This is a genomic window from Ruegeria sp. D3, from assembly GCF_056534465.1.
This window is the reverse complement of record NZ_JBQFPK010000004.1, coordinates 269,901-293,298: the sequence shown is the minus strand read 5'-3', so window position 1 is coordinate 293,298 and position 23,398 is coordinate 269,901. Positions and strand designations below refer to the sequence as shown.

The following is a 23,398-nucleotide window of genomic DNA, read 5'->3' as shown; positions in this document are numbered from 1 at the left end:
CCCTGCAACAGTTTACGGCGAATGCGCCTTTGCGGTCTGGATATGCGCGCCCTTCCCCGTCTATAAGCGCGCCTGTAGCAAAAGGAATTCGCCCATGCGCAGCGCAAAGATCAGCCGTCAGACCGCCGAGACCGAGATCTCGGTCGAGGTCAATCTGGACGGCACCGGCACCTATGACAACCAGACCGGCGTCGGGTTCTTCGATCATATGCTGGACCAGCTGGCGCGTCATTCGCTGATCGACATGACGATCCGCGCCAAGGGCGATTACCACATCGACGACCACCACACGGTCGAAGACACCGGCATCGCGCTGGGTCAGGCGTTGACGCAGGCATTGGGCGACAAGAAGGGCATCCGGCGCTATGGCGAATGCCACTTGCCGATGGATGACGCGCAGGTGCGCTGTGCGCTGGACCTGTCGGGCCGTCCGTTCCTGATCTGGAACGTGGACCTGCCGACGCACAAGATCGGCACGTTCGACACCGAGCTGGTACGTGAGTTCTTTCAGGCACTGTCCACCCATGGCGGCATCACCCTGCATATCGACCAGTTGCACGGCTTCAACAGCCACCACATTGCCGAAGCTGCCTTTAAGGCCGTCGCCCGCGCCCTGCGACTCGCGGTCGAAACCGACCCGCGCAAGGCGGATGCGATTCCATCCACGAAAGGCGCGCTGTAGATGCTGACAGCGATCATTGACTACGAAAGCGGCAACCTGCACTCGGCGGAAAAGGCGTTTCAGCGGATGGCGCGGGAATTGGATGCGGGCGAGGTCGTCGTGACCGCGGACGCAGATGTTGTCGCGCGCGCCGACCGGCTGGTTCTGCCTGGCGACGGGGCTTTCCCGGCCTGCGCCGCCGAACTGCGCGGCCATAAGGGCATCCACGACGCCATGGTTGAGGCGGTGGAGCAAAAAGGCCGTCCGTTTCTTGGCATCTGCGTCGGGATGCAGCTGATGGCCTCAACGGGCCACGAATACACCGACACCCATGGTCTGGGCTGGGTTGCGGGCGATGTGGTGCGGATTGAACCGTCAGACAGCGCGCTGAAAGTCCCGCACATGGGCTGGAACGATCTGGTTCTGGAAAGCGATCACCCGGTGTTTGAAGGGATAAAATCCGGCGATCACACCTATTTCGTCCACTCCTACCACTTCCGGGTCGCGGACCCGGCACAGCGTCTGGCCTATGTGGACTATGGGCAGGACGTCACGGCCGTGATTGGCCGTGACACGATGGTTGGAATGCAGTTTCACCCTGAGAAAAGCCAGGATGTGGGGCTGCGCATGATCGGCAACTTCCTGACGTGGAAGCCCTGATCCTTTACTGAACGCGGGTCCAGGTCTGGCCGCGGCAGATCAGACCACCCGCAGCACAGCCTTTGACGGTCAGCTTGTTCTGGCTGTCCAGCTGCATCTTTGAACTGTAGGTCTTATCGCGGTCCGGGGCCCAGATTTTGCCACCACCATAAGCGCCATCCCCTTGCGCCTGCATATCCCAGATCATCTGTTTACCCAGATTCTCATAGTTCAACGATTGATTGCCCGAGGCGTCAAACGCACTATCGATGGTTCCACAGATGGCACTGCCGCAGGGCTGGATCGAAACGTGCAGATAGTTGCCTTCATCTCCGGGCTCGGTTTTCCAAAGACCGTCGACCGGGTCTGCCAGCGCTGCCGTAGAAAGAACAGAAAAGGCCGCTGCTGCAATGAATGTAGATTTCATGATCTTCTCCCTTTTATGAGGCCACTTTGTCGCGCCTTATGTCGTCGGGCAAGAATGACCCCGCGTCGCGTTGCATCCCCTGCCCCGCTTGTGCGATATCCCCCGCGTGTAACACTGATATAGGGCCGCCGATCATGATCCTCTACCCCGCCATCGACCTCAAAGACGGCCAGGCCGTGCGCCTGTTGCGTGGCGAAATGGATAAGGCGACTGTGTTCAATGACGACCCGGCCGCCCAGGCGAAAGCATTTGTCGAAGCCGGGTGCGAGTGGCTGCATCTGGTCGACCTGAACGGTGCCTTCGCCGGCGAGCCGGTCAACGCCGCCCCGGTCGAGGCGATCCTGTCGGCATGCAAAGTCCCCGCCCAGCTAGGTGGAGGCATCCGCGATATGGCCACAATCGAAACCTGGATCGACAAAGGGCTCGCCCGCGTCATTCTTGGTACCGTTGCGGTCGAAAATCCCGATCTGGTGCGCGAAGCCGCGCGTGAGTTTCCCGCCAAGGTCGCCGTGGGTATCGACGCCCGCAACGGCATGGTAGCCACCAAAGGCTGGGCCGAGGAAACTGATGTCGAGGTCACCGAACTTGCCCGCAGCTTCGAGGATGCGGGCGTCGCGGCCATCATCTACACCGATATCAACCGCGACGGCGCGATGCAGGGCCCGAATATTGAAGCCACAGCCGCCCTCGCCCGCGCCGTGTCCATTCCGGTGATCGCGTCGGGCGGAGTGAGCTCGCTAGATGATCTGATCGCCCTGCGCGATTGTGGCGTGGCATTGAATGGCGCGATTTCGGGCCGTGCGCTGTACGACGGGGCGCTTGATCTGAAAGAAGCGCTGGCCACGCTCGGCGCGTAATCAAGCCGACCGGCGGTTATTCCAGCTTCCATGTGTGTTTCCGGGGCTGCCCATCTTTGTATGGCTGCAGCTCCGTTTCACTGATTTTTACGAATTGAAAACAACCCGTCCAGTCTCCGGTCTTTTCGCACCACTTATCGCCATCAACATACCACTCGCCGTCGTAGGAGTTTCCCCCGAAATTACCTGCAAGTTTACCTTTTTTGCGACCAGTGCTGTATGCCTGTGCCCACTGGGTCTTGTCATCCTGAGTAGAAATAGACCGGACTGTTGACCCGGGTAGGGTTGCCAAAAGTTCTGACTTGGACATGAAATCTTGCGCAAACGCTCCGGTGGTAAACACCCCGACACACATCACTGCTGCGCTCATTGTTTGTAAGGTAATTTTCATAAAAAACTTCCCAATATGTGCTTTAAAATGCGGCAATTCTATCACAAATCGCCGCCATCCCAAAACTTGAGAGGTATCGCCACGCACCCGCCGGCGTGGCAGAACCTTATTGCGCGGCCGCTGCAGTCAGTTTGGCCAGTGCACCGCGCATCTTTTCGATGACTGGGGCGTCAGAAACACCATTGAGATCGTCCAAGGTCTCTTTCGGGTCTTCATAGGCCAACCAGACCTGCCCGTCGGCGTCCTCGTAAGCCTGAACCTTCAGCGGCAGGAACAGCCCGGCGCGCGGGTCGACCTGCATGGCGGGTGTACCAAGCGCAGGGTTGCCGAAGATCAGCACCTGATTGGCCGGGATCGGTGTGCCCACCTTCTCGGCCCCGGCGGCATGGTCGACGCGGGCAAAGACGGTCGCGCCTGCATTGCCGACGGCAGCCTCAAGCGCGTCCAGCGCCTCGGCCACGGATTTATTTGTCTCAACTTTGATGATGTCGTCTGCCATGGCGGACAGTGCCCCTCCGAATGTGAGTATTGAAGCAAGAATAAGATGTCGCATCTCGATAATCCTTTTCATGAATTTCACGTCTAATTTCCACGGCTTCGCGGCAGATCACAATCACAAGTCTGGCATTGGCGGGGCTTTGCCGTTAGAGGTGCGCCAACAAAGGACTTCGACATGCTGAAGACACGCATCATTCCCTGTCTGGACGTCGCTGATGGCCGCGTGGTCAAGGGCGTCAATTTCGTCGGCCTGCGCGATGCGGGCGACCCGGTGGAAACGGCCAAGGCTTACGATGAGGCTGGCGCGGATGAAATCTGTTTTCTGGACATTCACGCCACTCATGAAAACCGAGGCACCATGTTCGACGTGGTTCAGCGCACGGCCGAGCAGTGCTTTGTCCCCCTGACCGTAGGCGGCGGCGTGCGCACCAAAGATGACGTACGTGCCCTGCTGTTGGCTGGGGCGGATAAGGTCAGCTTCAACTCGGCCGCCGTGGCCAACCCCGATGTGATCGCCGAATCCGCCGATCAGTTCGGCAGTCAGTGCATCGTGTGCGCAATTGACGCCAAAACCGTCAGCCCCGGCAAGTGGGAGATTTTCACCCATGGCGGCCGCAAGCCCACCGGTATCGACGCGGTCGAGTTCGCCAAAACCGTCGTTGCCAAGGGTGCGGGTGAAATCCTGCTGACATCAATGGATCGCGACGGCACCAAGGCGGGGTTCAACCTGCCGCTGACCCGCGCCATTTCTGATGCGGTGGACGTGCCGGTGATCGCCTCGGGCGGGGTCGGCAATCTGGACCATCTGGTCGAAGGCGTCACGGAAGGTGGGGCCAGTGCGGTTCTTGCGGCCTCGATCTTCCATTTCGGCGAATACACTATCCGCGAGGCCAAAGAGCATATGGCCGCCGCCGGCATCCCCATGAGGCTGACATGAGTATCCTGCACGATTTGGCCGCCACGATCGACTCGCGCAAGGGGGCGGACCCCGACAGCAGTTGGACGGCCAAGCTGTTGTCCAAAGGCCCCGAGAAATGCGCCGAGAAATTCGGCGAAGAGGCCGTCGAAGCCATCATCGAAGCGGTCAAGAACGACAAAGCCGGGCTGACAGCCGAGGCAGCGGATGTGCTGTATCACCTGCTGGTCATGTTAGCCGCGCGCGATGTGGCGCTGGATGACGTGTTGGCCGAACTGGCCCGCCGTCAAGGTATCAGCGGCATCTCCGAAAAAGCTGCAAGGCCAAAGGGCTAGGCTTTCGCCGACGTGCCTTTATGATCGGGTTTCAACACCGAACGGATCAAAGGGCCCGCAGATGATCAAAACCTTGGCCACCCTATTGGCCCTTGTGACGCTGACTGCCTGTGCCGGCCCCCCGCCCCAGACCGGGGACGAAGTGCAACGTCTGGCCGCCGAAATCCGCAATCTGGGGCCCGGCATTGATCCATCCGAGGCCGACCGCGCTGCACGTATCACCTATGCCTATACCGCGCAGCTGGCGCAGGAATACCAGATCACCGATCCCCCGCTAATCCACAATGCCAAGGTCAACAAGGGCCTAAAGCCGCGCGGACTGTGCTGGCACTGGGCCGAGGATATCGAGCAGCGTCTGAACCAAGAGGGTTTCAAAACCCTGAAGATGCACCGGGCCATCGCCAATGCGGATAACCCGCTGCGAATTGACCACAGCACCGCGATTATCAGTCGTTCAGAAGATGGGATGCAGGACGGAATCATTCTGGACCCCTGGCGGTACGGCGGAACTCTTTTTTGGTCACCCTTCAGCGAGGACACCCGATATGACTGGGTCCCGCGCGAGGTTGTGTTGACACAAAGGCGTATCGAACAATACGGCGAGCTCCTCGCGTATACAGGCGAATAGCTTATAGCTTGGACGAGATCACCCCGGTCGCGAACCCTCCCATCCGCAGCTCGCCGAAAAGGCGCTGATATTCGATCTTGGGACAGCGATTCATCACCACATCAACTCCGCGCGCCTGCGCCTTTGCTGCAGCGTCGGCGTGTTCTACACCGATCTGCATCCAAATGGTTCCCAATTCCGGAAACGCATCCAGTGCTTGATCAACGATCGGAGGGACAGCCTCGGACCGTCGAAAAATATCAACCATATCGACCGATTCCCGAACATCTAACAAAGACGCCCGAACCTTGGTGCCAAACAGCTCTTTCCCCGCATGCCCAGGATTGACCGGGATAACCGTATAGCCCTTGAGTGATAAGTAGCGCGCAACATAATAGCTGGGCCGGACCGGGTTCATCGAAACACCAACCACGGCCACAGTTTTCGTGCGCTTAAGGATGTTCGACAGAAATGCGTCTGTGTATTCAGTCATGCCGCCACCCTATGCGCAGTCCATCAAAGAAAAAAGCGCCCAGGTGATAACCCGGGCGCAAGGTGTTGGAACGAGGGACAGTGAAATGACCCGCGGCAGTTCCGTTCCGCGGTCACTGTGACATTTAAGCATGTCTCGGCTAAAAAAAAGAGGGGGCGCGCATTTTTGTGATGACAGATCACGAAAAGCGGAAAATCGTCTAGTTCTCGTAGAGGATAACAGGCCAGTTTGCCTCGGCCATTCGAATAAACCCGCTTGTATCCTGTTCCCACATACGCTCGATCGCTGGCGAGTGCGTCAGGTAAAGACGTCCATCGATCACCTGCCACAGGTTCGGGTCTGTACTGACCAATTCCCCCTGAGCCATCGCATAAGCGCAGTACCCTCCGAACTGAGGCGCGTACGCACGCGGGTTCATTTCGAACGCATCACGGTTTTCAGGTGTCGCAAAGTGCCACTCGGCCCCTTTCCACACCACAGAATACTCTGGGCGGCCGCGAACAGGGGCATCGCCGTTGAAATACGACACCGCATCATACCCAGCCATAGCTGCTCCATCCGTCTTGTAAAACACGGGTAAGTGCTGCGCGAACGCAGCAGGAGCAAGCATAGAGGCGGTTATCGCGCCCAATAGGAAACGTCGGTTCATCTTCATGAGGTCTTCATTAGGAAGTCAGGGTATCAAGATGCAATTGATTAACGCCGCTGAAACCCCAATTAACGCGGATGTGATCGCGCGTGGGTGAATAAACGCCCTAGTCGAAAATATCCTCGATCACATCCCATGCTTCGTCGAACACATGTGAAAAGACGCTCTTTTTCTTCTTCTTTTTAGTCTTTCGCGGTTTTTCGATTCGGCGGTCCGGCTTTGCGTCGGACAGCTTGCGCTTCGGCACCATTTTGAGGTCGTGCAACGGTGCGCCGCAACTTGAACAGCTTAGCTCGTGGCGTTGCTTACCTTTCAGCACCAGCGCAGCTCGGGTGCCGCAATAGCAGCAGGTGACAATTTTCGAAGGGGTGGAAATGGCGCTCTCCTGTCTATCTATGCCTTGAAGCATATAGGGCAATTGCGGCCGCATTTGAGACATTCAGCGATCCAAAGCCGCCTGCTGCGTCAATTTTCACCAAGTGGTCAACGGTTTCCATGGTTTTCTGCCTCAACCCCGGCCCCTCGGCCCCAAGCACCAAGGCGACCGGTTGGTCGAACTTGCTATCCAGCGTCGCCTCAATCGTCTGCTCGGCCTCACCGTCCAGGCCTAGGACCAGAAAACCCATATTCTGCAGCTCAACGATTGTATCGGCCAAGTTGCGCATGCGCAGGTAAGGTTGCCGCTCTAGCGCTCCACTGGCCGTTTTGGCCAAGGCACCGGTTTCCGGCGCCGAGTGGTGACGGGTTCCGATGACCGCACTGGCCCCCAGAACCTCGGCCGAGCGGAGAATCGCTCCGACGTTATGCGGGTCGGTCACACGGTCCAGCAGAATGACACGCGGATGTTCACGCCCGATACAGTTTTCGGCCAGCCCGCCCCAATCCAACGGCTTTACCTCAAGCGCGGCCCCCTGATGCACCGAGCCTGGATCAATCGGAGCCGTGAACTTGCGCGGATCAACCATTTCAGCCTCGATCCCTGCAAATTCAATGGCTTCGCTCAGCTTGTCGCGGGCATTCCGGGTCACGATTAGGCGCAATTTCTGCCGTTTGGGGTTCATCAGGGCATCGCGCACAGCGTGCAAGCCGAACAGCCATACAGTTTCAGAAGCGGCCGCCTTGCGCGCCTGTTCCTTTTCAACGACCCACTTGGGTTTCTTCATTTCTTGGGCCTCCGGGCCGTGAATTCGGTTTCCTGCGCCAAAGCAGTATTTTCCTGTTGACGCTCGTTTAAGGCGCTAGTAATCACGCCTCCACGTCAGGTGCAACGCCTGACAGTGGGCGACAGGCCGCAAGGTGTGGCAGGGGACTGTAACTCCCTCGCGGAGACGCACGCCTGGTTCGATTCCAGGGTCGCCCACCATTTCCAAATTTCACTTAAAATAGTCAGATACTTACAGAGCGAATTGTCAAACTTTTGTATGAGGTTTGACAGTTTACGTTCTTTCTTTGACCTTACCCATTGATGCCATAGCGTCCTCAGACAGTTGCGCGCGGCTTGCGGCCACAGTGTAACGGGTGACTTCGGACAGGGTTTTGTGACCGCTGATAGCCATGATTTGATGCGGTGTGCATCCGCCTTCTGCCAACATTCGACAAGTTGCCTTGCGCAGACCGTGAGCTGACAAGCCAGAAAGTCCGGCGTCTTGAACCATGCGCTTGAACCAATTGGTGAAACTCTCGGGCTTCAGCGGGCCGCCTCGGTCGGACACCAAAAATGTCAAATTGTTTTTCGGCAAAGAATCGAGGGTACGTTTCAGCTCAAAGTGTATCGGGATCGAAACTTGCTGGCCCGTCTTTTGCTGCGTGATCGTCAGCACATTGTTTCTGACGTGTTGCCGCCCCATGCGCACCACATCGGCCCTGCGCTGCCCCGTGTAGAGCAAAAGCATCAACGCCAAATGCGCCCGAGACCCGGGCTTATGATGCGCCAAAAAACGTTCAATGTGTTCATCCTCCCAAGTAGTGAAGCCCCCTGTATTTTCTTTCAGCTTGCGCACGCCTATGGTCGGATCATCGCGACGCCAGCCCATTTCAACTGCGTGACGCATAAGGATGCGGATCATTCGCAAGAGGCGGTTCGCAGCGGATGGTGTTCCTGCCCTTTCGTTCACCAATCTTTGAATGTGCCGGCGCTGAAGCAAGGCCACCCTCTTGTCTGCGTGCTCCTTTCGAAACCGTTCTAAGATGTTGCGATACGTGCGTTTTGTTACATCGGACAGGTTGGTGAAGTCGGACGTGCGGTAGTAACTAGCCACCAGTGCGGTGATGGTCCCCGGCTTGCTCTTGGTCCTGCCCACGTCCATGCGTTCGCCTTGGGCCGCCAGCTCATAAGCGGCCATGAACTCGGGACTCCATGGCAAACCGGACAATGCAGCACGGGGATAGCCCGTGCGGCGATAATACCAGCGCATCTTGCCATGTCTGTCTTCAAAGCCCTGACAGTATTTGGGCGGTCTTCGGAGTTGTTTCATTGGTCAGTCCCATTCATTGATGTCGGAACCGCCAGCATCTGACGAGTCTTGGTCGCCCGGCAAGGCATCAATCGCACTGTCGAGCGCACGCACGTCCCAAAGCACGCGATTATACACACGCTTGGGGCCGGGCATCAGGCCATCGCCCATCATGCGGTCAAAAGTATTCGGGCTAACCCCGGCATATGCTGATGCCTCTCCACGTGACAGCAGCCTTGCGCAAGGCGGCGGCAAGACCCTGTGTCGTACTTGGGAGGCGGTGGCCATTGACTTACCTCTTCGCATCCGTAGCCAATGCGGCCAGCGCATCGATGATCTCCGGCTCAGAATATATTACAGTCCGTGGACTCACCCGTATCCCTCGCGGAAAGATGCCGCGCCGACGCAAGCGATACTGGGTGCCTCGTGAAACTCCGAAGCGGGATACGATCTGACGCTCACGGATATAAGGGGGGCGAATGTCTGTATTTGGCAGGGTTTTCTTACTCACTATGCGGGCCTCACAAAGCTTCTTGGGCGTTCTGAGCAAAACATGGAGTATTTCTTCGGTGTTTTCTGGTGCCCTAAAAGGCACTTTTACAACTCTCGCCTCCGATAACCCTTCGTTTGGTTCTCGATCGCCCTGCGATGATTGGTTTCCAAGTCTTCGATTAAGGCGGAAACGGATACACCTCTCGATCTGGCCGACTGGTCTAGCCAATCTTCCAAGAGTTGCCGACGGAAGTTGTCAATTGGATAGAACTTCTGGCCGTTTCCAATCTGAACACTTGGCGGACTGACGATGAGCGATTGGCCCAACGCTTCGAAGCAAGCTTGGATAGTATTGAGTTTGGGAATAGTTCGAGATTTTTCGTCGCTGCTGAACCATTTCTTGATAGTCCGGGAGGGAACGCCTGAGAGGTGTGAAAGCTGATCGTATGAAACACTTTTCTTGTTCATTAACTGCGCGAGCCATTGGACAATATCGTCGGCTCCTGCCAACCCGTTGCGGCCAGGTAGACGAGAAACGATAGTATTATCTTGGTCTTCGGTATCGGTAGGTTCTAAAGGTATCGGCGGCCATTCCCTTTGCGGCGGCATAATCTCACGTTTCTTGCGTTTTCGTACTTCGGTCATTGCGGGACTATCCGTTGGAAAGAGCTTTTGAAGTTGGCGTATGGTGTGTTCAGCTTCAACCTTCTTGCTCGGCTTCTAAGGCCGCAACATCGTGCTGCTGTTTCCAGACTGTTTGCGTCTGTTTCGAGCCAACCACTTCTACAAAGTCGTCGGGGGTCTGTTTCGCGAACTGCATCACCGCCTCGCGCCCCCTTCCATAGTAGAGCGTCGTTCCAGTGATTGGCTCCACTCCGGTGTTCGTCTTGTCGCCAACCGCTTGGTCCCAGAACCCAAGGTGTTCTGCTGCTTTTCGCAGATGCGCGTATGACCAAGGGAACTGATCGCCGAACACCCCTACGATGGTTGGACGCATCACGTCGACGGCGTCTTTGGTTCGCATTGGGTTGCGGGGGTCATTGTCGGCGGGCGCAGCCAATTGGACGTTGCCCACAAGTTTGTACGCGGGTGCGCCGTCGTCCTGAACAAGCGTTCCCTCGTCGATAACATTCATGTCCGCTGCGGCAGTCTCAGGCAGATAGAATGTCATTTCTTGCCCATCATCTTCTGCGCCGCTCCTAGGATCCGCGACAATCACCTGATCGAACCCAATGTCGCGCCCCCGGCTGAGATATGAGAATATTTCGCTACGGGTCTTATCGTCGCGAGAGTTCAGAAGTTGCGAAAACTCTTCACCCGTTATTGGAGCAGTCTGCCCCCTACGTCGGGTGTAGACAGCCAGCCGTTCACTTAAGTTGTGCCCCCGACGCCTCGTTGGGGGTGTCATTTTGTGGTCAACTTCAGAAAGCTACAAAATGTTGTGGATTCGACGAGGAATTGCTTTTCTGCCGGTTGCCACGAGAGCAATAGATACTTCGCGATTGTGAAAGGTCAGATTCCTTGGTGCGCTGCGATCACAGTTGTCCAGGAAGCCCACAGTTCCCTGCGGGCTTTCAGAACTTTTTTATCCAACGATTTGAAAATTAGTCAATTTTCGCAACATCGTCGGGTTTCCAAGTTTGGTCGAAGAACTCGATACCCGTTCCAAACAGTCGCACAGCTGTCAGGAAGTTTCTTCCCTCAACGGTCTTGATGAAATTGGACTCAGGAGCGCCGTCTGGCAGCGTCGGACCGAAGTAGAGATCAACCGAACCATCATCATTCTTCTCGTAATCGTTGAATTGATTGATAGACGGCATGAACTGGTCAGTTTCCGGCATCGTCCCATCGGTTACGTTGTAGAGCGTTACTGCCCAGAACAGCTTCGCCGGAATACCCGCCGGCAGATGTAGCTTGTAGTGGTGGCTACCATTCAAGAATTCGCCGTCCGCGTCTCTGGCAGTAACCGGATATTTTGCACCACCATTGATAACGCGTTTAACCATTGCTGGTGACGTGCTGTATGCAAATTGCATAAAGGCAGCCCTTTGGTCGATGTCGAGGTAGCCGTCCTGCATAAACTCGGCGGTAGCTCCAGACCAAACGCGTTCATACTGTCTGTCATAGTAATAGAAGTTACGGCCATCCGGTCGACCGACCTGCCTGGAGGCAAAGATCATCTTTGGTGCAACTTCCATCGCCTTGTTCAAGGATTCCATTTGCTTGGCAGTTGGATTAAATGGCTCACCCTTCTTGATGCCGAGGGAAGCCAAAACACCGCGAGTAGCCGGCGGAATGGCCGAGTAAGGCTCATGGTCCACGAACTCTTTCATTTTCGTCCAAAAGTCGAAATCGGTTTCATACATCATGTTGAGGCGCTTGCCCGAGGCGTTCGGGAACTCCATTGCCGGAATATCCTTCTCCACTTCCCAAAGTGGGTAAATACGAATTTGTTCCGCCGTCGCGACCGCCTCGGAGGGATCTGGACCACCATCACCCTGCTTCATGATTGTGCGAAAGAAGATAAACACGTTGTATGTCGGAGACTCGAACGTGTAATACCCGCCATTCGGAACCGGGCCATCGTAGTTGGGTGGAAGAAGGAGATACAGTCCGCCTTTTCCGCCATCTGGACCAGCGGCGCCTACGTCCGTCAACGTTACTTGGAAGAAATCTGTGAGCATGCTCACTGTATTGGGTGGAGCCGCAACAACCAATGGGCCGGTTTCTTTGAGATCTGCGTAACCCATTGAATAAATAACGTCAGCGTTAGGTGTCGGAACCCAGGCGCGGGAGTCCATTCTTTCTTTCCAGATCGGAATGACGTTGTAGCCCGCTCCAAACACTGCCTCAGACCCATCGCGCAGGCCAATGGTGTTCATTGCCGGTAACATGTCGTAGTAGGCCTGAATCGCTCTATGATAGTAGAGTTCGTCTACCAATTTCTGCGCCTCAGACTCCTCAAGCCAGTTGCCATTGTTGATTTGCTGCATCAATGGCGGAAGCTCCGTTGAGACAGTGTCCTCATTTGCATGGGCCTTGGAGGCGCTGGCGCCCGCCGCAATGAGGCTGAGGGCAATTGCCGCCGATAAATGATTGGTAAGAAGTTTCATGTATCTCTCCTAAAAAATTTGATCGGAATTCTTGTGGCTGAAGGCGCCGCTGCGCAACCATCAGACTACTCGACAATGGTGGCCTCTTTGGCTGTCAAAATCACGCATCATTCTTATCCAAAATCTGCAAACATCTCTTGAGACTGGGTTTTTGAGACTAAACTTCCGTCTAATTGCGATGCAGTGTTTCCGATGGCAGGCAGCCGAACAGCCGCTTGTATTGGTTCGTGAAATGCCCTTGATGGTGAAAGCCGTAAGTCGCGGCCACGCTGCCTATTGTAGCCCCATTCGAGATCGCGCCTTGCAGTTCGCGATGCACTCTATTGAGCCTCATGCGTCGCAGCCAGGTCGCAGCTGAAAGGCCCGTGACATCTTTGAATGCATAGTGAAGTGTCCTAAGGCTGACACCATAATGAGCGCAAAGAGTGGTCAATCCTATGTTTCCGGTCACGTCGGATAGAACCAGATCTGTTGCGTCCCCCACCAGTCTGGCCGGTCTGGAAACCCGGTGTTCCTTTAGGCCGCCGCCATTTGACTTCACCAGCTCCCAAAGGAACAACTTGATAAACTGATCGGAGAGACGCTTAAGAGCGGCTCTGTCGTCGGAAAAATCTGAGATAGCCCGGTCAATGAGCGATTGTCCCTGATGGCGTAAAGAAGCTGCACCTGCCGTCGAAAGGGTTGAGGCCCCATGCAAGTTGCCACTGATTTCGCCTTTCCCAGATAGCGCCGATGAAATCCGGAACACGTCGTTTTCAGGAACTCCGAGCACCAGCGCGTCGTAGAAATTGGAGGAAATCAGATCGCCGGCCTTGTTTGGTGCTTGCATGAGAACTGTGTCCACGCCCGCTTTCTGGCCGATCCAGTTTGCATCTCCTTGCTGATCGAACGGCAAAGCAAAGGCAAAAGCCCCAGCTGGGGCTGTTCCACGGTAGCGAATTTTTTGTCCCCATCGAATTCTGAGGATCTGGGACTCATTAACCTGCGCCAGCTTGAGGCCACCCTCGAATTGACCGCCCGACAACTGGTCATACTCCTGATCCCAGTTGACGACTGCGTCGCTTAGCTCTTCAAAGCTTTGCGTTTTAAGGCTGAACGACTCAACTATATCATCGTGGCTTTGCATCCATCGAATCCCAACAACGATACCTAACTGACGCAAGGCCTGCACCAAAGCGCCCGCCCATGCCTAGTTCTGCAGCCTCGTCCTTGATGGGGTCAGCGTATTTCTTCCAGTCCACGCCATAGGGCGGATTTGATAACATGTAATGGAAGCGTTTGTTAGCGTGGGCGTCTTGGGTCAGCGTGTTGCCGAAGGCGATGTTCTCGGGGTTGTGCCCGGTCACCAGCATGTCGGATTTGCAGATCGCGAAGGACTCGGGGTTCAGTTCCTGCCCGAAGAGTTCGACGCGGATGCGGTCGTTGAGCGCCTTCATCTCCATCTCAGCAATTGACAGCATCCCGCCTGTGCCCGCTGCCGGGTCATAGACCTGCCGGATGACGCCAGAGCCGGTCAGCGCGTCCTTGTCGTTGATGAGCAATAACGAGACGATGAGACGGATGACCTCGCGCGGGGTATAGTGTTCCCCTGCTGTCTCGTTTGAAATCTCCGAGAAGCGGCGGATGAGGTCTTCGAACAGATACCCCATTTCAAGGTTAGAGATCGCGTCGGGGTGCAGGTCAATCTGGGTGAAGCGGTCGAACACCTGATAGAGCAGCCCGGCATCGTTCAGCCGTTTTAGCTGATCAGTGAACAGGAACTTGTCGAGGAAGATGTCGCGGACGTTGCCTGAGAACTTGGTGATGTAGTCGAGCAGGTTCATATGGATGTCTTTGGCATCCTGCCCCTTGAGCGAAGCAAAGGTGAAGTGGGACAAGTTGTAAATGCGGATGTTTTGACCAACAGAGCCAAAAAGCAGCGTGTCGCGTGCCTCGTCGTCCATATCATCTGGCAGCGATGCGGCCATGTCGAGGACGCTCTGCTTGCTCTCTTCAAGAATGCAGTCTAGGCGTCGCAGCACGACAAAGGGCAATATTACTTTGCCATACTCAGATTGCTTAAAATCCCCACGAAGCAGCTCAGCTATAGACCAGACGAAAGAACTAAGTGATTTAATATCTGCGCTCATAGTATACAGCCTGCTCTTATCTTTGTTTTCTTAAGCGGGAATCCTCCCACTGTATCTTTGGCGGCACGCTAACATGAGAATTTGGGCATATCCAAGGCGGCTCGGATAATGGTTTGCCAGTATGGCGCAAAATGCGTCTGTCAAGTTAGGTAACGCTGAATCCTCATTGCGTCTGCCCAAGGCTGTTACTGCTTTCCTACGGGTTGTTTCGAAACCGCTTATCTTTACTTTGGCAAATAGTTGATAGAAAGGCCGGGTTGCAGGTTTCGTCTTGCGCCCCCGCAAATTCGCAGATGATTGGAAGTCAGAAATGAGATGGCATAAACTTCGTTGAACAATCAGTACATATCCGGCCCGAACCTCGGTTTCGAGGCGACCCACAGCCTCCTAATACTCATGCTGATGTCGGGCGAAATTTGTATCGTGGGGGAGTGAGAAGGCGATGGAGGTTGTAGCATGAGTTCCCGACTAGGGAGATCGGTAAAATTGTTTCTTGCCGAAGGCACGGCGTCCGGCCTGACAACGGCCGAGATAATGAACTGGACTGGTCATGTCCTATCCGGGTCACGGAATGGATTGCCTGCTTTCCTCAAACGCTCGGAACTTGACCGTACCGGAATCTATTTCCTGACTGGTCGCGATCCTAAGGACCCGGATACCCTTCAACTCTACATCGGTGAAAGCGACAATGTCCGAAAGCGTCTCGTTCAGCACAACAGAGACTCCGGCAAGGATTTCTGGGAGAGCACTTGCGTTGTAACCAGCAAAGACCAGAACATCACTAAGGCGCATGCGCGTTATCTAGAGGCGCGGTTGATTGCTATCGCAAACGCTGTGGGCAACTCCAGTGTTCAGAATAGCACGGCACCCCCGCCGGTCGCCCTGCCGGAGGCCGACGCGTCCGACATGGAGTACTTCATAGACCAGCTTCGCCTCATCCTGCCGGTCCTTGGGTTTGATTTCCTTCGCCAGCACAGAGCCATGACCAAGGTAGTTTCCGCCGGGGACGAAATCACCTCAGAAATCGAAGTCGCACCACTGTTCAAGTTGGTCCACAGTAAGCTTGGGTTGGAAGCGCGCGCCCGCGAGGTCGAAGGGGAATTTATTGTTCTGGAGGGATCGGACGCAGTGAGTGCCTGGTCGAGCACTTCGGACCACAGCTATTCAAAACGGCACGCGCAGCTAATCAAGACGGGCAAGCTGGTCCCGGGGCAAAAGGGCCTTCTTAGCTTTGCGCAAGATGTCGCGTTCAATAGCCCAAGCGCGGCATCTGCGGTGGTTTACGGGCGCCCCGACAACGGTCGCTCGTCTTGGAAGGTCAGCGGCTCCAACGTTTCCTATGGGGACTGGCAATCAGAACAAGTGGCGAAGACTGCTGTTGAAGCGGCGGGTGAGAACGACGACATCGAGTCCGATGGATGAATTTCTCCAGCGACCTCGTCGAGGAAGCCACTGGATCTGTTATGGCGCAGGGTCCAAAAACCTAGGAAGCAATCCTATGGTTAAAGCCTTGATTGCAAGCTGGCACGAGATGCTGAAACCATACATGGCGGGCGAAATAGGTCTGTTATCGTTAGAGGCCCCAAAAACTATGGAAAACTGGGGCTCGGCGCACCCCCCGGAGCAAGCCTCCCTCGGGAAGGACCCGAGCGAACAGCTTCCCCGCCGAGGCTCTCCTTATGAATTTCTCAACACTGTCAAAATGGCATTTGAGGGGCGGTGACTTGGGACACCCCCTCTAAGGGGTGTGTCCTGTCCCGTCCCCTGCCCATCTCCCGGTTTGCCGGGGACGTGAGGGGAAGTGTTTCCTGAAAGTCCCGTCTCTCACAGGATCTCATGGTCGTCCTCCGGCTGCGCCCCGTGGTCATTTTCCGTCAGAACAAAACCCCGATCGCGAAGTGCGATCAATTCTCGGTCTGCAAGGTCCACGCGGGCCTCGCGGAATGTCTTGCGTTTTCCGTTATCAGTTTCCGCCGCAGAGAACTTCGGATCGGCGATACACGCCGCCCGCCACTCATCTTCAGAAACACTACTCTGCCACCGGAGCAAGTCTGTCAGGATTTCGAGTGCGACACGTTTACTTCGGGCCAATGGCTTGCCTGTCTTTTGCAGTTCGGTGGCGTGCTCCTCCACGCAGATCGCGGTCAAGACCGGCTCGCCGTCATCGTCATTTCCCATCTGGACCGTGTCAACGCGAAAGGCCAGTTGCTGATCAGTGCTGCCGTTCCGGTTCTTGGTCGGTCGGACGCAGACCACCTTGCCGTTGCGCTTCAGGTGCAGTGACAGGTCCAACGCGCCGTTCAGGATGGAGTGACCTCGCGGCAGCCCGTCGCCGGCCTTGGTGTCGTGGTGGACAAGCACGACGGCGGCACCCCATCGGGTCAAGCTACGGGCTACAGCAACGACTCGGCCCATCGCCTTCGCCTCGTTCTCTTCTAAGCCTGGGAAGGCAATAGCGAGCGTGTCGATCACAATTAGCACCGGGCGCCGGTCCTCAACAGCGATCAGCAATGCCTTCAGGTCTTCGCTGTTTTCGCTCAATAGATCGGAGACGCCTTCCACCAACCTGAAGGCATCGGCATCACCGTATTGACCTCGGAGTGCCTGAACTCGCGCGCGCATGCCATGGCTATCCTCTGCGGCAACGTAGAAGACGCCGCCCTGTCGGTTCCGGCAGCCGAAGACTTCCGCGCCTTGCGCTATTGCATAGCCCAGATAAGGGGCCAGAAGAGATTTACCCGCACCCGGTGCGCCAATGACAGCGGCAACGTCGCCCTCGCCCAGCAGACCCTTGATAAGATAGTTCCGGGTAGGCAGGGTTTCGCAATCAGTCGGGCTCAGAAATTTCAATCGCGAGGGCGGAAGCCCCAATAGTTCGCGGGCTTCTGCATCCAGCGACCCGTGCCCAGCGGACCGCAAATCAGTCGTCTCGCCAATCTCAACATCCGCGTCAGTCAAGAGCGCAAGCGGGTCGTCCCAACCATGCTCACGCGCTTTCATGAAAAGTGTTTTTTTGTGATAGAATTACCTTCGAATTTGCCGAATGACCGCCACTTACTCTGGACTTCTTTGATGGAAAAACCATCGTAGCCCGCAGACCATGCCAGAGCGAGAGCAAGCCCCTCTTCCGCGCCGCCGGTTGCGTGATGAACGGCCATTAGGGTTTCAATCCAGTCGCCATAGTAGAGGTCATTGGGCACGACATTCAGTGCATCACGGATCGTGTCTAGATCGCACTCGCCGAGTGCAGATTGTTCCTTCTCGCATTTCTGTTTCGTGAGTGCATGAAAAATTAGCTGAGGGACAGCGGTCAAACAACCAAGTTGAAGATAGTTCAAATCACCCCGTTTTATTCGGTATTCCCCGAAGACCGTCCGGGCACCGGGGGCAAACACGAAGCCGCCTTTTCCGCGTGTGTCGATGCCCGGGGCGATATTGTCTTGTGAAATGCTGAGACCAATCGAGTTCTCAAAATAAAGGTGCTCGCCCCCAGACGGTGTTTCTACAGTGAAAAGCGCATCTTCCGGGTCGAGACCCATAGCCTTGTATGCAGCGGAACCGTCCTTCCCGTCGCGATCATCCAAATCAATCACAAGAAAATCGCCAGTTGGCATCCCCGGAACCGCACTAGGGTTTTCATCCCACCAACTGTTAATCTGGACGGGATCAGTCGAGGCGTCTTTCACCCAAGATTTGACAAGAACCTTGGCTTTCTTCTTGCCGGGCTTTTTCGGGTCGTGGGTCACGTGAACGGGGAATACCCGCAGGTCATGAGCTGCAGCATCTAGGGCCGCTTGTCTGTTCTGGTCATAAACTTGTTGCGCTTGTGCTTTGGTGGTGGTTTTGCTATTTTTATTCAGCATCTTGCTTCCTTTTGGCAGAGGATTGCGGGATCGTTTTTTTTGGATGCCTCCGCCGTTTTTCTCGGCGGGGGTTTTTTGTAATCGTCAAGCGTGATTCATGCTTCAGTTCCTCTCTTGAGGCCCTGTAAAGTTTGACAGTTCACGTGAAAGTCCTTGAAAAACAATAAGACGCTTTCGCCGGGGTTTACACTTCAAGCCATTGATTTAGCTTGAAACTACCAGTTCAGGGTCGCCCACCATCTTCCTCAGATGGTAAAAAAGCGCAACGGGTTGCATGATGTGCAGCGCGCATCATCTCCGTTCGCGAAGTTGAATCTCTGGGTGACGTTGCGAGTTTTCATATTAAAAAACGCCCTTGGCATACCAAAGGCGTTGTTTTTTACGATGAAAGAGCCCGCGTTAAGCAGCGGCTGCTCGTTGCGCTGTGATACGGTCAAACCATTCCAGAATGGCATCGCGTTTCGGCGTGATTTCTTCTGCTCCGCCGCCCGTGAACTCTTGGAACTTTTCCATGTTCAGACCGTTCACGCCAACCAAAACAGGGATGTCCTGCGCCAATGCCTCGGCAATCAAAGGACGAAACCCGCGCCCGTCAGCCTCATGTTTGCCGAACTTATTGACGATCAACAATTGCGGCTTGTCGGCAAGCGACGCGGTCACATACCCCACAGCCTGTTCCAGCGCGGCGGGGTCCAAACGGCATCCTCGGGATTGCGTGCCCAGTGACTGCGAGATGCGGATGGTGTCACCTTCGGGTAGAACGCGCACGTCCATATCGCATTTGGTGCTGTCAACGCATTCAGTGTTGGTCTGCACAACGCCTGCAAGCCGAGCGCCAGATTTCAACAGTTGTTCAGCAGCTGCGGCCAGCAAAAGATCGGTCGCGCCACGGTCGGTGGTGGTTACATAGCCCAGGTACATTCAGAGACCCTCGTCGTAAAACTGTGACATTCCAGATAGCACGCAAGATACGCTCCGGCCACTCCTTTACCCTAAGGTAAAGGAGAAAGCCCGATCACAGCTGCGTGCAGGTGAAGCAGAACCGCATATGCGGCAAGTGAAACCAGCCAGACCCAAAGGGGTGGCCAGGGATGCGGGGCGCGTAGGGAAAAGCGCGCGGTGTTACGGGACAGGCGAATCCATTCGATGCCCATCTCGCGGGATTTGCGCTGGTCAATCAGGGCCATTCCCATCGCCGCGAACCCGGCAAACAGGCCAAACAGGATCACGTGCGAAAGGCTGCCATTGGCCAGCAGATGCGCCAGTGCCCAAAGCATCAGCGCCGCCAGCACCGGATGTCGAGTGGCGCGCAGAATGCCCGGCTTTTCCGGATCGAACGGGCGTCGACCCAATCCACCGAATGAGAACGGATTCTGTATCGCCACACCGGCGGTGGCCAGCCACAAGGCGATGGGCATGACCAACAATGGCACCCAGCGGAAAACAGGCCAAGGTGGGATGACCTCGACATAAGGCGCACGACTGGCCGCGACAATCAGCCAGCCCAGAACCAGCACTGACAAAGCCGAAAAAGCTGCGAAATATCCCTTGCGCCCCAACGCTGTGATCAACTGCCCACGCAAGGCGGGACGCGCCGGAATAGCGTGTGTAAGCATGAATGTGATCAGCGCTGCAAGGAATAGGACCCAACTAGTCATCAGAGTCTCCGAACGTGTTGCGCCCGGTTTAGCCCTGTGGGTTGGGAACGTCTTTGTTCGAAATCAAATTAGGCGGGGCGGTCGCGCCGCCTCCGCCCTGAGTTACAGGCCCAGTGCCTTGCGGCGTTCCTCGGCAAAGCCCTGCACCATACGGTCGGCGATCAGCGCCAGAATGGCCATCGCCGCCCCGGCCGAGATACCAAGCCCCACATCCGCCTGCCCCAGCGCCAGATAGATCGACTGACCCAGACCGGTGGTGCCGATCAGCGCAGCGATCACCAGCATCGCAAAGGCATAGAGGATCGTCTGGTTCAGCCCCAGCAGGATAGTCGGCGCGGCATAGGGCGCGCGCACGTCTCGCATGATCTGCCACTCGGTCGCGCCGCTGGAGATAGCAGCCTCCATCATTTCCTCGGGTGTGTTTACCAGACCATGGCGGGTGTACCGGATCATCGGCACGATCGCATAGGCGCAGATCGCCAGGAAGGCCGAGAACTCTCCGATCTGGAACACCATCAGAACCGGGATCAGGAACACGAATAGAGGGATCGTTTGCAGCATGTCACAGATCGGGCGGACGATTTTCCATACTGGCGTCCAAATCGCGCTGGCCAGACCTATCAGCCCGCCGACCACAGCACAGGAAAACACCGCCGCACCGCTGAGGTAAAGCGACAGCAAGGCGCGCTCCCACAGGCCCGAGACAAGGATGGTGCACAGCAGCCCCACGGACAGCGCCGCCAGTCGCCAACCACCCGCGACATAGCTGAGGGCAGCAGCCCCCGTCAGGACAAAGGGCCATGGAAGATTCGCAATGCCAGTTTCCAACATGCCGATCAGGATCAGCACAACCAACCCTCCGGTCAGATGCCCGCGCCATGCCATCAGCGCCGCGATCACAGCGGCCACGGCAAAGAGACCGAAGCTCATCCCGGGCGTCCACTGAAAGCCCCACGTGAACGGCAGCACCGCTTGGTCGAGACCAATCCGCAGTGGCAGCAGCACGTAGAACAGCGAGTTGTTCTTGAGCGCATCTAACCACGGACCGTTGGCCTGAGTGAAGGCGGTCAAGCCGCTGTCAATCGCCTCGGCCATCGGATCCAGAAGGGTCAGCTCGGACGGGTTCGGCAGCCACAGCCAGAAGGCCGCAGTGAACAGCACGGTAAAGCCCAGAACCGCCCAGACGACTCGCTGGTCATAGCGTTTGCGTTCGGTGGCGAGCGTGCCGCTCATACGGTCGATGACGACGGCAAACACCACGATCACAAGACCGGCCATAAGGGATTCGCCGAACTGCGCCTTGCGCATGGTCAGCAGAACCTCCCAGCCGATATCGTTGAAGCCACCGATCACGGCCGCGATGATCACCATCGACAAGGCCGCCATCAGGCATTGGTTCACACCGACCATGATCTGCGTTGCCGCTGCCGGGATTTCCACCTGAAACAGCTGCTGGAACCGTGTGCCACCGGACATGATGGCGGCCTCTTTGATCTCGGGCTCGACCCGTTCCAAGCCCAGCATCACGTTGCGCGCCATGGGCGGTGCCGCGTAGACGGCCGACGCGATCAAACCCACCACCGGGCCAAAACCAAAGAGCAGCAGCAAAGGCGTCAGATAAGCGAAGGTCGGCACGGTCTGCATGACGTCCAGCACGGCCTGAACAAAATTTTTCACGCGGGGGATCTCATTGGCCAGAATGCCGATCCCTCCACCCACAACCAGCGCCACTGGGACCGAAACGGCCACCAGCGCCAGAGTGTTCATGCTTTCAGCCCAATAGCCCGAGGCCAGCACGAAGCTGAGGCCGAAGAACCCCAGCGCCGCCATGGGCAACCCGCCCAGATACCAGCCCAGCGCGGTGACAAGCCCAATCAGGATCGGCCATGGCGTATTTGCCAGAACGAAATTCGCCGCATCCATCGGATAGGTCATCAGGTCGGAAAACAACCGCATCGCCGGTTTGATGCCGTTCAGGAACCAGTCGAGGAAGGCTCCGACCCACTGCGTCGCCGGCAACTCCCATGCGGCGGGCCATTTAACCAGCCACGGGGCAATACCCTCAAGCGCCAGACACAGCGCGCCGACGACAACAGTAATCAGTGCCGCCTTGGTTCCGATCGTCAGGCGCGCCTGTGCAGGGATGTCCGTGATCGCCGTCATGTCTCATCCACCTGCAGCGCCGCAGCCAGATCGGACGGGTGAACCGTGCCGACGATATTGCCCGCCTCATCCCGCACTGGCACCGGTTCGTACAGCTCCATGCAATGCGCCAGCGCGGCGTCCAATGTCATACTGGTTGTCAGACCGGGATCGTCCGGGCCACGCTCGGACTCGTCGCGCATGACCGAGGCAACCTTGGCGTGTTGGCCCTTGGCGACGTCTTTCGAGAATTCGCGTACATAGTCATCAACCGGGCGCAGCACGATATCGGTGGGCGTGCCGATCTGCACGATCTTGCCATCGCGCATGATGGCGATCCGGTCGGCCAGTTTCAGCGCCTCTTGGATATCGTGGGTAATGAAGACGATGGATTTCTTCAACGTCGCCTGTATGCGCAGGAATTCGTCCTGCAACTGACGACGGATCAGGGGATCGAGGGCCGAGAACGGCTCATCCAAAAACCAAATGTCGGGGTTCACGGCAAGACTGCGGGCGATGCCCACACGTTGCCTCTGACCGCCCGATAGCTGCCGTGGGAAGCTGTCTTCGCGCCCCTCAAGGCCGACCAATGAGATCACCTCTTGCGCGCGGGCCAGACGTTCCTTTTTACCAACGCCTTGAACACGCAGCGGATAGGCCACGTTTTCGGCGACGGTCATATGGGGGAAAAGACCGAAATGCTGGAACACCATGCCCAGCTTCTTACGGCGCAGGTCGGTCAGTACCTTCTTGGAGGCTCCGATGACGTTCTCGCCATCCACGCGGATTTCACCGCCCGTACCGGGCAGCAGTTGCGAGATGCATCGGATCAGCGTCGATTTGCCCGAGCCCGACAGGCCCATGATAACGAAAAGTTCGCCCTCTTTGACTTCGAAATTAGCGTCCTGCACGGCAGGGATGAACCCGCGTTCGCGCAGATCGGAGGCGGCTTTGTCGGAGTCACTCCCTGACCGAGACAGCGCGTCGGTCAGGGCCTTGTCTGCACCGGGGCCAAAGACCTGCCAGAGATTCTGGCAGGCAATGGCTGGCGTATTAGCTTGCGTCACTTAGGCTG

At 56.6% G+C, this 23,398-nt stretch carries 28 protein-coding genes and 1 tRNA gene; 8 read left to right on the top strand and 21 right to left on the bottom strand.

Features of this window, described 5'->3' with window-relative positions:
- Positions 1–94: 94 nt before the first annotated feature.
- Positions 95–682, top strand: a complete 588-nt coding sequence (gene hisB / locus ACR0DX_RS08405) for an imidazoleglycerol-phosphate dehydratase HisB (RefSeq protein ID WP_170352535.1) — start codon at positions 95–97, stop codon at positions 680–682.
- Positions 683–1,321, top strand: coding sequence for an imidazole glycerol phosphate synthase subunit HisH (hisH, locus tag ACR0DX_RS08400; RefSeq protein WP_170352534.1), 639 nt, complete (start codon positions 683–685; stop codon positions 1,319–1,321). It abuts the gene before it with no gap.
- A 4-nt stretch (positions 1,322–1,325) separates the two neighbouring features.
- Here the strand turns inward: hisH and ACR0DX_RS08395 are convergent, their stop codons facing one another.
- Entirely contained in the window at positions 1,326–1,727 is a 402-nt protein-coding gene (locus ACR0DX_RS08395) for a DUF2147 domain-containing protein (RefSeq protein WP_170352533.1), read from the bottom strand.
- 134 nt (positions 1,728–1,861) lie between these two features.
- On the opposite strand from ACR0DX_RS08395, the gene hisA reads away from it, so the two are divergent.
- Positions 1,862–2,584 (top strand): 1-(5-phosphoribosyl)-5-[(5-phosphoribosylamino)methylideneamino]imidazole-4-carboxamide isomerase, encoded by a 723-nt coding sequence (hisA, locus tag ACR0DX_RS08390; protein ID WP_170352532.1) that lies wholly within the window; start codon positions 1,862–1,864, stop codon positions 2,582–2,584.
- 16 nt (positions 2,585–2,600) lie between these two features.
- Here the strand turns inward: hisA and ACR0DX_RS08385 are convergent, their stop codons facing one another.
- Together ACR0DX_RS08385 and ACR0DX_RS08380 are read right to left on the bottom strand one after the other, a co-directional pair.
- Entirely contained in the window at positions 2,601–3,062 is a 462-nt protein-coding gene (locus tag ACR0DX_RS08385) for a hypothetical protein (protein WP_480845757.1), read from the bottom strand.
- 19 nt (positions 3,063–3,081) lie between these two features.
- Positions 3,082–3,474: a DUF302 domain-containing protein gene (locus ACR0DX_RS08380; protein WP_170353119.1), complete on the bottom strand. Its 393-nt coding sequence runs from the start codon at positions 3,472–3,474 to the stop codon at positions 3,082–3,084.
- A gap of 174 nt (positions 3,475–3,648) precedes the next feature.
- Here ACR0DX_RS08380 and hisF point away from each other — a divergent pair, with 174 nt between their 5' ends.
- From hisF to ACR0DX_RS08365, 3 genes are all read left to right on the top strand, one after another.
- Positions 3,649–4,410 carry an imidazole glycerol phosphate synthase subunit HisF gene (gene hisF / locus ACR0DX_RS08375; protein WP_170352530.1) on the top strand — a complete coding sequence of 254 codons (762 nt, stop codon included), beginning with the start codon at positions 3,649–3,651 and terminating at the stop codon, positions 4,408–4,410.
- Positions 4,407–4,724: a phosphoribosyl-ATP diphosphatase gene (locus ACR0DX_RS08370; RefSeq protein ID WP_170352529.1), complete on the top strand. Its 318-nt coding sequence runs from the start codon at positions 4,407–4,409 to the stop codon at positions 4,722–4,724. The genes hisF and ACR0DX_RS08370 overlap by 4 nt, the downstream gene beginning before the upstream one ends.
- A gap of 61 nt (positions 4,725–4,785) precedes the next feature.
- Positions 4,786–5,352, top strand: a complete 567-nt coding sequence (locus tag ACR0DX_RS08365; RefSeq protein WP_170352528.1) for a hypothetical protein — start codon at positions 4,786–4,788, stop codon at positions 5,350–5,352.
- A gap of 1 nt (position 5,353) precedes the next feature.
- Here ACR0DX_RS08365 and ACR0DX_RS08360 read toward each other — a convergent pair whose 3' ends face one another.
- The 4 genes from ACR0DX_RS08360 to rlmB form a co-directional block, all read right to left on the bottom strand.
- The gene (locus tag ACR0DX_RS08360; RefSeq protein ID WP_170352527.1) at positions 5,354–5,824 is read right to left on the bottom strand and encodes a CoA-binding protein; all 471 of its coding nucleotides are present in this window, start codon (positions 5,822–5,824) and stop codon (positions 5,354–5,356) included.
- Positions 5,825–6,023: 199 nt separating this feature from the next.
- On the bottom strand, positions 6,024–6,473 hold the full coding sequence (locus ACR0DX_RS08355; RefSeq protein ID WP_480845754.1) for a YHS domain-containing (seleno)protein: 450 nt from the start codon (positions 6,471–6,473) through the stop codon (positions 6,024–6,026).
- Between the two features lie 106 nt (positions 6,474–6,579).
- On the bottom strand, positions 6,580–6,903 hold the full coding sequence (locus ACR0DX_RS08350; RefSeq protein WP_480845752.1) for a hypothetical protein: 324 nt from the start codon (positions 6,901–6,903) through the stop codon (positions 6,580–6,582).
- Positions 6,863–7,636: a 23S rRNA (guanosine(2251)-2'-O)-methyltransferase RlmB gene (gene rlmB / locus ACR0DX_RS08345; protein WP_170352526.1), complete on the bottom strand. Its 774-nt coding sequence runs from the start codon at positions 7,634–7,636 to the stop codon at positions 6,863–6,865. The genes ACR0DX_RS08350 and rlmB overlap by 41 nt, the downstream gene beginning before the upstream one ends.
- A 116-nt stretch (positions 7,637–7,752) precedes the next feature.
- Between rlmB and ACR0DX_RS08340 the strand changes: the two genes are divergently transcribed.
- Positions 7,753–7,836: transfer RNA gene (locus tag ACR0DX_RS08340), tRNA-Tyr, on the top strand.
- 73 nt (positions 7,837–7,909) lie between these two features.
- Here ACR0DX_RS08340 and ACR0DX_RS08335 read toward each other — a convergent pair.
- The 8 genes from ACR0DX_RS08335 to ACR0DX_RS08300 form a co-directional block, all read right to left on the bottom strand.
- On the bottom strand, positions 7,910–8,887 hold the full coding sequence (locus ACR0DX_RS08335) for a tyrosine-type recombinase/integrase (protein ID WP_480845750.1): 978 nt from the start codon (positions 8,885–8,887) through the stop codon (positions 7,910–7,912).
- 63 nt (positions 8,888–8,950) lie between these two features.
- Positions 8,951–9,214 (bottom strand): helix-turn-helix transcriptional regulator, encoded by a 264-nt coding sequence (locus ACR0DX_RS08330; RefSeq protein WP_170352524.1) that lies wholly within the window; start codon positions 9,212–9,214, stop codon positions 8,951–8,953.
- Between the two features lie 4 nt (positions 9,215–9,218).
- Positions 9,219–9,437 carry an AlpA family phage regulatory protein gene (locus ACR0DX_RS08325; protein ID WP_170352523.1) on the bottom strand — a complete coding sequence of 73 codons (219 nt, stop codon included), beginning with the start codon at positions 9,435–9,437 and terminating at the stop codon, positions 9,219–9,221.
- Positions 9,438–9,523: 86 nt separating this feature from the next.
- Positions 9,524–10,063 (bottom strand): helix-turn-helix transcriptional regulator, encoded by a 540-nt coding sequence (locus ACR0DX_RS08320; RefSeq protein ID WP_170352522.1) that lies wholly within the window; start codon positions 10,061–10,063, stop codon positions 9,524–9,526.
- Positions 10,064–10,118: 55 nt separating this feature from the next.
- A complete protein-coding gene (locus ACR0DX_RS08315) occupies positions 10,119–10,826 on the bottom strand; it encodes a hypothetical protein (RefSeq protein ID WP_170352521.1) in 708 nt (235 codons plus the stop codon).
- A gap of 196 nt (positions 10,827–11,022) precedes the next feature.
- Positions 11,023–12,531 carry a DUF1254 domain-containing protein gene (locus tag ACR0DX_RS08310; RefSeq protein ID WP_170352520.1) on the bottom strand — a complete coding sequence of 503 codons (1,509 nt, stop codon included), beginning with the start codon at positions 12,529–12,531 and terminating at the stop codon, positions 11,023–11,025.
- A gap of 169 nt (positions 12,532–12,700) precedes the next feature.
- A complete protein-coding gene (locus ACR0DX_RS08305) occupies positions 12,701–13,657 on the bottom strand; it encodes a helix-turn-helix domain-containing protein (RefSeq protein WP_170352519.1) in 957 nt (318 codons plus the stop codon).
- Positions 13,641–14,660, bottom strand: a complete 1,020-nt coding sequence (locus ACR0DX_RS08300) for an HsdM family class I SAM-dependent methyltransferase (RefSeq protein ID WP_170746530.1) — start codon at positions 14,658–14,660, stop codon at positions 13,641–13,643. Before ACR0DX_RS08300 ends, ACR0DX_RS08305 begins: the two co-directional genes overlap by 17 nt.
- A 456-nt stretch (positions 14,661–15,116) precedes the next feature.
- On the opposite strand from ACR0DX_RS08300, the gene ACR0DX_RS08295 reads away from it, so the two are divergent.
- Entirely contained in the window at positions 15,117–16,082 is a 966-nt protein-coding gene (locus ACR0DX_RS08295; RefSeq protein ID WP_170746529.1) for a GIY-YIG nuclease family protein, read from the top strand.
- Between the two features lie 402 nt (positions 16,083–16,484).
- Here ACR0DX_RS08295 and ACR0DX_RS08290 read toward each other — a convergent pair whose 3' ends face one another.
- The 6 genes from ACR0DX_RS08290 to ACR0DX_RS08265 all read right to left on the bottom strand — a co-directional run bounded on the left by ACR0DX_RS08290 (position 16,485) and on the right by ACR0DX_RS08265 (position 23,390).
- Positions 16,485–17,660 carry an AAA family ATPase gene (locus ACR0DX_RS08290; protein WP_480845745.1) on the bottom strand — a complete coding sequence of 392 codons (1,176 nt, stop codon included), beginning with the start codon at positions 17,658–17,660 and terminating at the stop codon, positions 16,485–16,487.
- On the bottom strand, positions 17,657–18,523 hold the full coding sequence (locus ACR0DX_RS08285) for a bifunctional DNA primase/polymerase (protein ID WP_480845743.1): 867 nt from the start codon (positions 18,521–18,523) through the stop codon (positions 17,657–17,659). The genes ACR0DX_RS08290 and ACR0DX_RS08285 overlap by 4 nt, the downstream gene beginning before the upstream one ends.
- A gap of 399 nt (positions 18,524–18,922) precedes the next feature.
- Positions 18,923–19,444, bottom strand: a complete 522-nt coding sequence (locus tag ACR0DX_RS08280; RefSeq protein WP_170352515.1) for a DUF2478 domain-containing protein — start codon at positions 19,442–19,444, stop codon at positions 18,923–18,925.
- A gap of 71 nt (positions 19,445–19,515) precedes the next feature.
- A complete protein-coding gene (locus ACR0DX_RS08275; RefSeq protein WP_170352514.1) occupies positions 19,516–20,181 on the bottom strand; it encodes an NnrU family protein in 666 nt (221 codons plus the stop codon).
- Between the two features lie 102 nt (positions 20,182–20,283).
- On the bottom strand, positions 20,284–22,344 hold the full coding sequence (locus ACR0DX_RS08270) for an ABC transporter permease subunit (protein WP_170352513.1): 2,061 nt from the start codon (positions 22,342–22,344) through the stop codon (positions 20,284–20,286).
- Positions 22,341–23,390 carry a betaine/proline/choline family ABC transporter ATP-binding protein gene (locus ACR0DX_RS08265; protein ID WP_170352512.1) on the bottom strand — a complete coding sequence of 350 codons (1,050 nt, stop codon included), beginning with the start codon at positions 23,388–23,390 and terminating at the stop codon, positions 22,341–22,343. Before ACR0DX_RS08265 ends, ACR0DX_RS08270 begins: the two co-directional genes overlap by 4 nt.
- Positions 23,391–23,398 lie beyond the last annotated feature (8 nt).

Coding starts and splice junctions, on each gene's coding strand:
- hisH (WP_170352534.1), top strand. CDS start 683: ATGCTGACAGCGATCATTGACTACGAAAGCGGCAACCTGCACTCGGCG.
- ACR0DX_RS08300 (WP_170746530.1), bottom strand. CDS start 14,660: ATGAGCGCAGATATTAAATCACTTAGTTCTTTCGTCTGGTCTATAGCT.
- ACR0DX_RS08270 (WP_170352513.1), bottom strand. CDS start 22,344: ATGACGGCGATCACGGACATCCCTGCACAGGCGCGCCTGACGATCGGA.
- ACR0DX_RS08330 (WP_170352524.1), bottom strand. CDS start 9,214: ATGGCCACCGCCTCCCAAGTACGACACAGGGTCTTGCCGCCGCCTTGC.
- hisB (WP_170352535.1), top strand. CDS start 95: ATGCGCAGCGCAAAGATCAGCCGTCAGACCGCCGAGACCGAGATCTCG.
- ACR0DX_RS08370 (WP_170352529.1), top strand. CDS start 4,407: ATGAGTATCCTGCACGATTTGGCCGCCACGATCGACTCGCGCAAGGGG.
- ACR0DX_RS08350 (WP_480845752.1), bottom strand. CDS start 6,903: ATGCGGCCGCAATTGCCCTATATGCTTCAAGGCATAGATAGACAGGAG.
- ACR0DX_RS08285 (WP_480845743.1), bottom strand. CDS start 18,523: ATGCTGAATAAAAATAGCAAAACCACCACCAAAGCACAAGCGCAACAA.
- ACR0DX_RS08335 (WP_480845750.1), bottom strand. CDS start 8,887: ATGCGCTGGTATTATCGCCGCACGGGCTATCCCCGTGCTGCATTGTCC.
- rlmB (WP_170352526.1), bottom strand. CDS start 7,636: ATGAAGAAACCCAAGTGGGTCGTTGAAAAGGAACAGGCGCGCAAGGCG.
- hisF (WP_170352530.1), top strand. CDS start 3,649: ATGCTGAAGACACGCATCATTCCCTGTCTGGACGTCGCTGATGGCCGC.
- ACR0DX_RS08290 (WP_480845745.1), bottom strand. CDS start 17,660: ATGAAAGCGCGTGAGCATGGTTGGGACGACCCGCTTGCGCTCTTGACT.
- ACR0DX_RS08365 (WP_170352528.1), top strand. CDS start 4,786: ATGATCAAAACCTTGGCCACCCTATTGGCCCTTGTGACGCTGACTGCC.
- ACR0DX_RS08315 (WP_170352521.1), bottom strand. CDS start 10,826: ATGACACCCCCAACGAGGCGTCGGGGGCACAACTTAAGTGAACGGCTG.
- ACR0DX_RS08395 (WP_170352533.1), bottom strand. CDS start 1,727: ATGAAATCTACATTCATTGCAGCAGCGGCCTTTTCTGTTCTTTCTACG.
- ACR0DX_RS08380 (WP_170353119.1), bottom strand. CDS start 3,474: ATGGCAGACGACATCATCAAAGTTGAGACAAATAAATCCGTGGCCGAG.
- ACR0DX_RS08280 (WP_170352515.1), bottom strand. CDS start 19,444: ATGTACCTGGGCTATGTAACCACCACCGACCGTGGCGCGACCGATCTT.
- ACR0DX_RS08355 (WP_480845754.1), bottom strand. CDS start 6,473: ATGAACCGACGTTTCCTATTGGGCGCGATAACCGCCTCTATGCTTGCT.
- hisA (WP_170352532.1), top strand. CDS start 1,862: ATGATCCTCTACCCCGCCATCGACCTCAAAGACGGCCAGGCCGTGCGC.
- ACR0DX_RS08275 (WP_170352514.1), bottom strand. CDS start 20,181: ATGACTAGTTGGGTCCTATTCCTTGCAGCGCTGATCACATTCATGCTT.
- ACR0DX_RS08320 (WP_170352522.1), bottom strand. CDS start 10,063: ATGACCGAAGTACGAAAACGCAAGAAACGTGAGATTATGCCGCCGCAA.
- ACR0DX_RS08295 (WP_170746529.1), top strand. CDS start 15,117: ATGAGTTCCCGACTAGGGAGATCGGTAAAATTGTTTCTTGCCGAAGGC.
- ACR0DX_RS08360 (WP_170352527.1), bottom strand. CDS start 5,824: ATGACTGAATACACAGACGCATTTCTGTCGAACATCCTTAAGCGCACG.
- ACR0DX_RS08310 (WP_170352520.1), bottom strand. CDS start 12,531: ATGAAACTTCTTACCAATCATTTATCGGCGGCAATTGCCCTCAGCCTC.
- ACR0DX_RS08305 (WP_170352519.1), bottom strand. CDS start 13,657: ATGCAAAGCCACGATGATATAGTTGAGTCGTTCAGCCTTAAAACGCAA.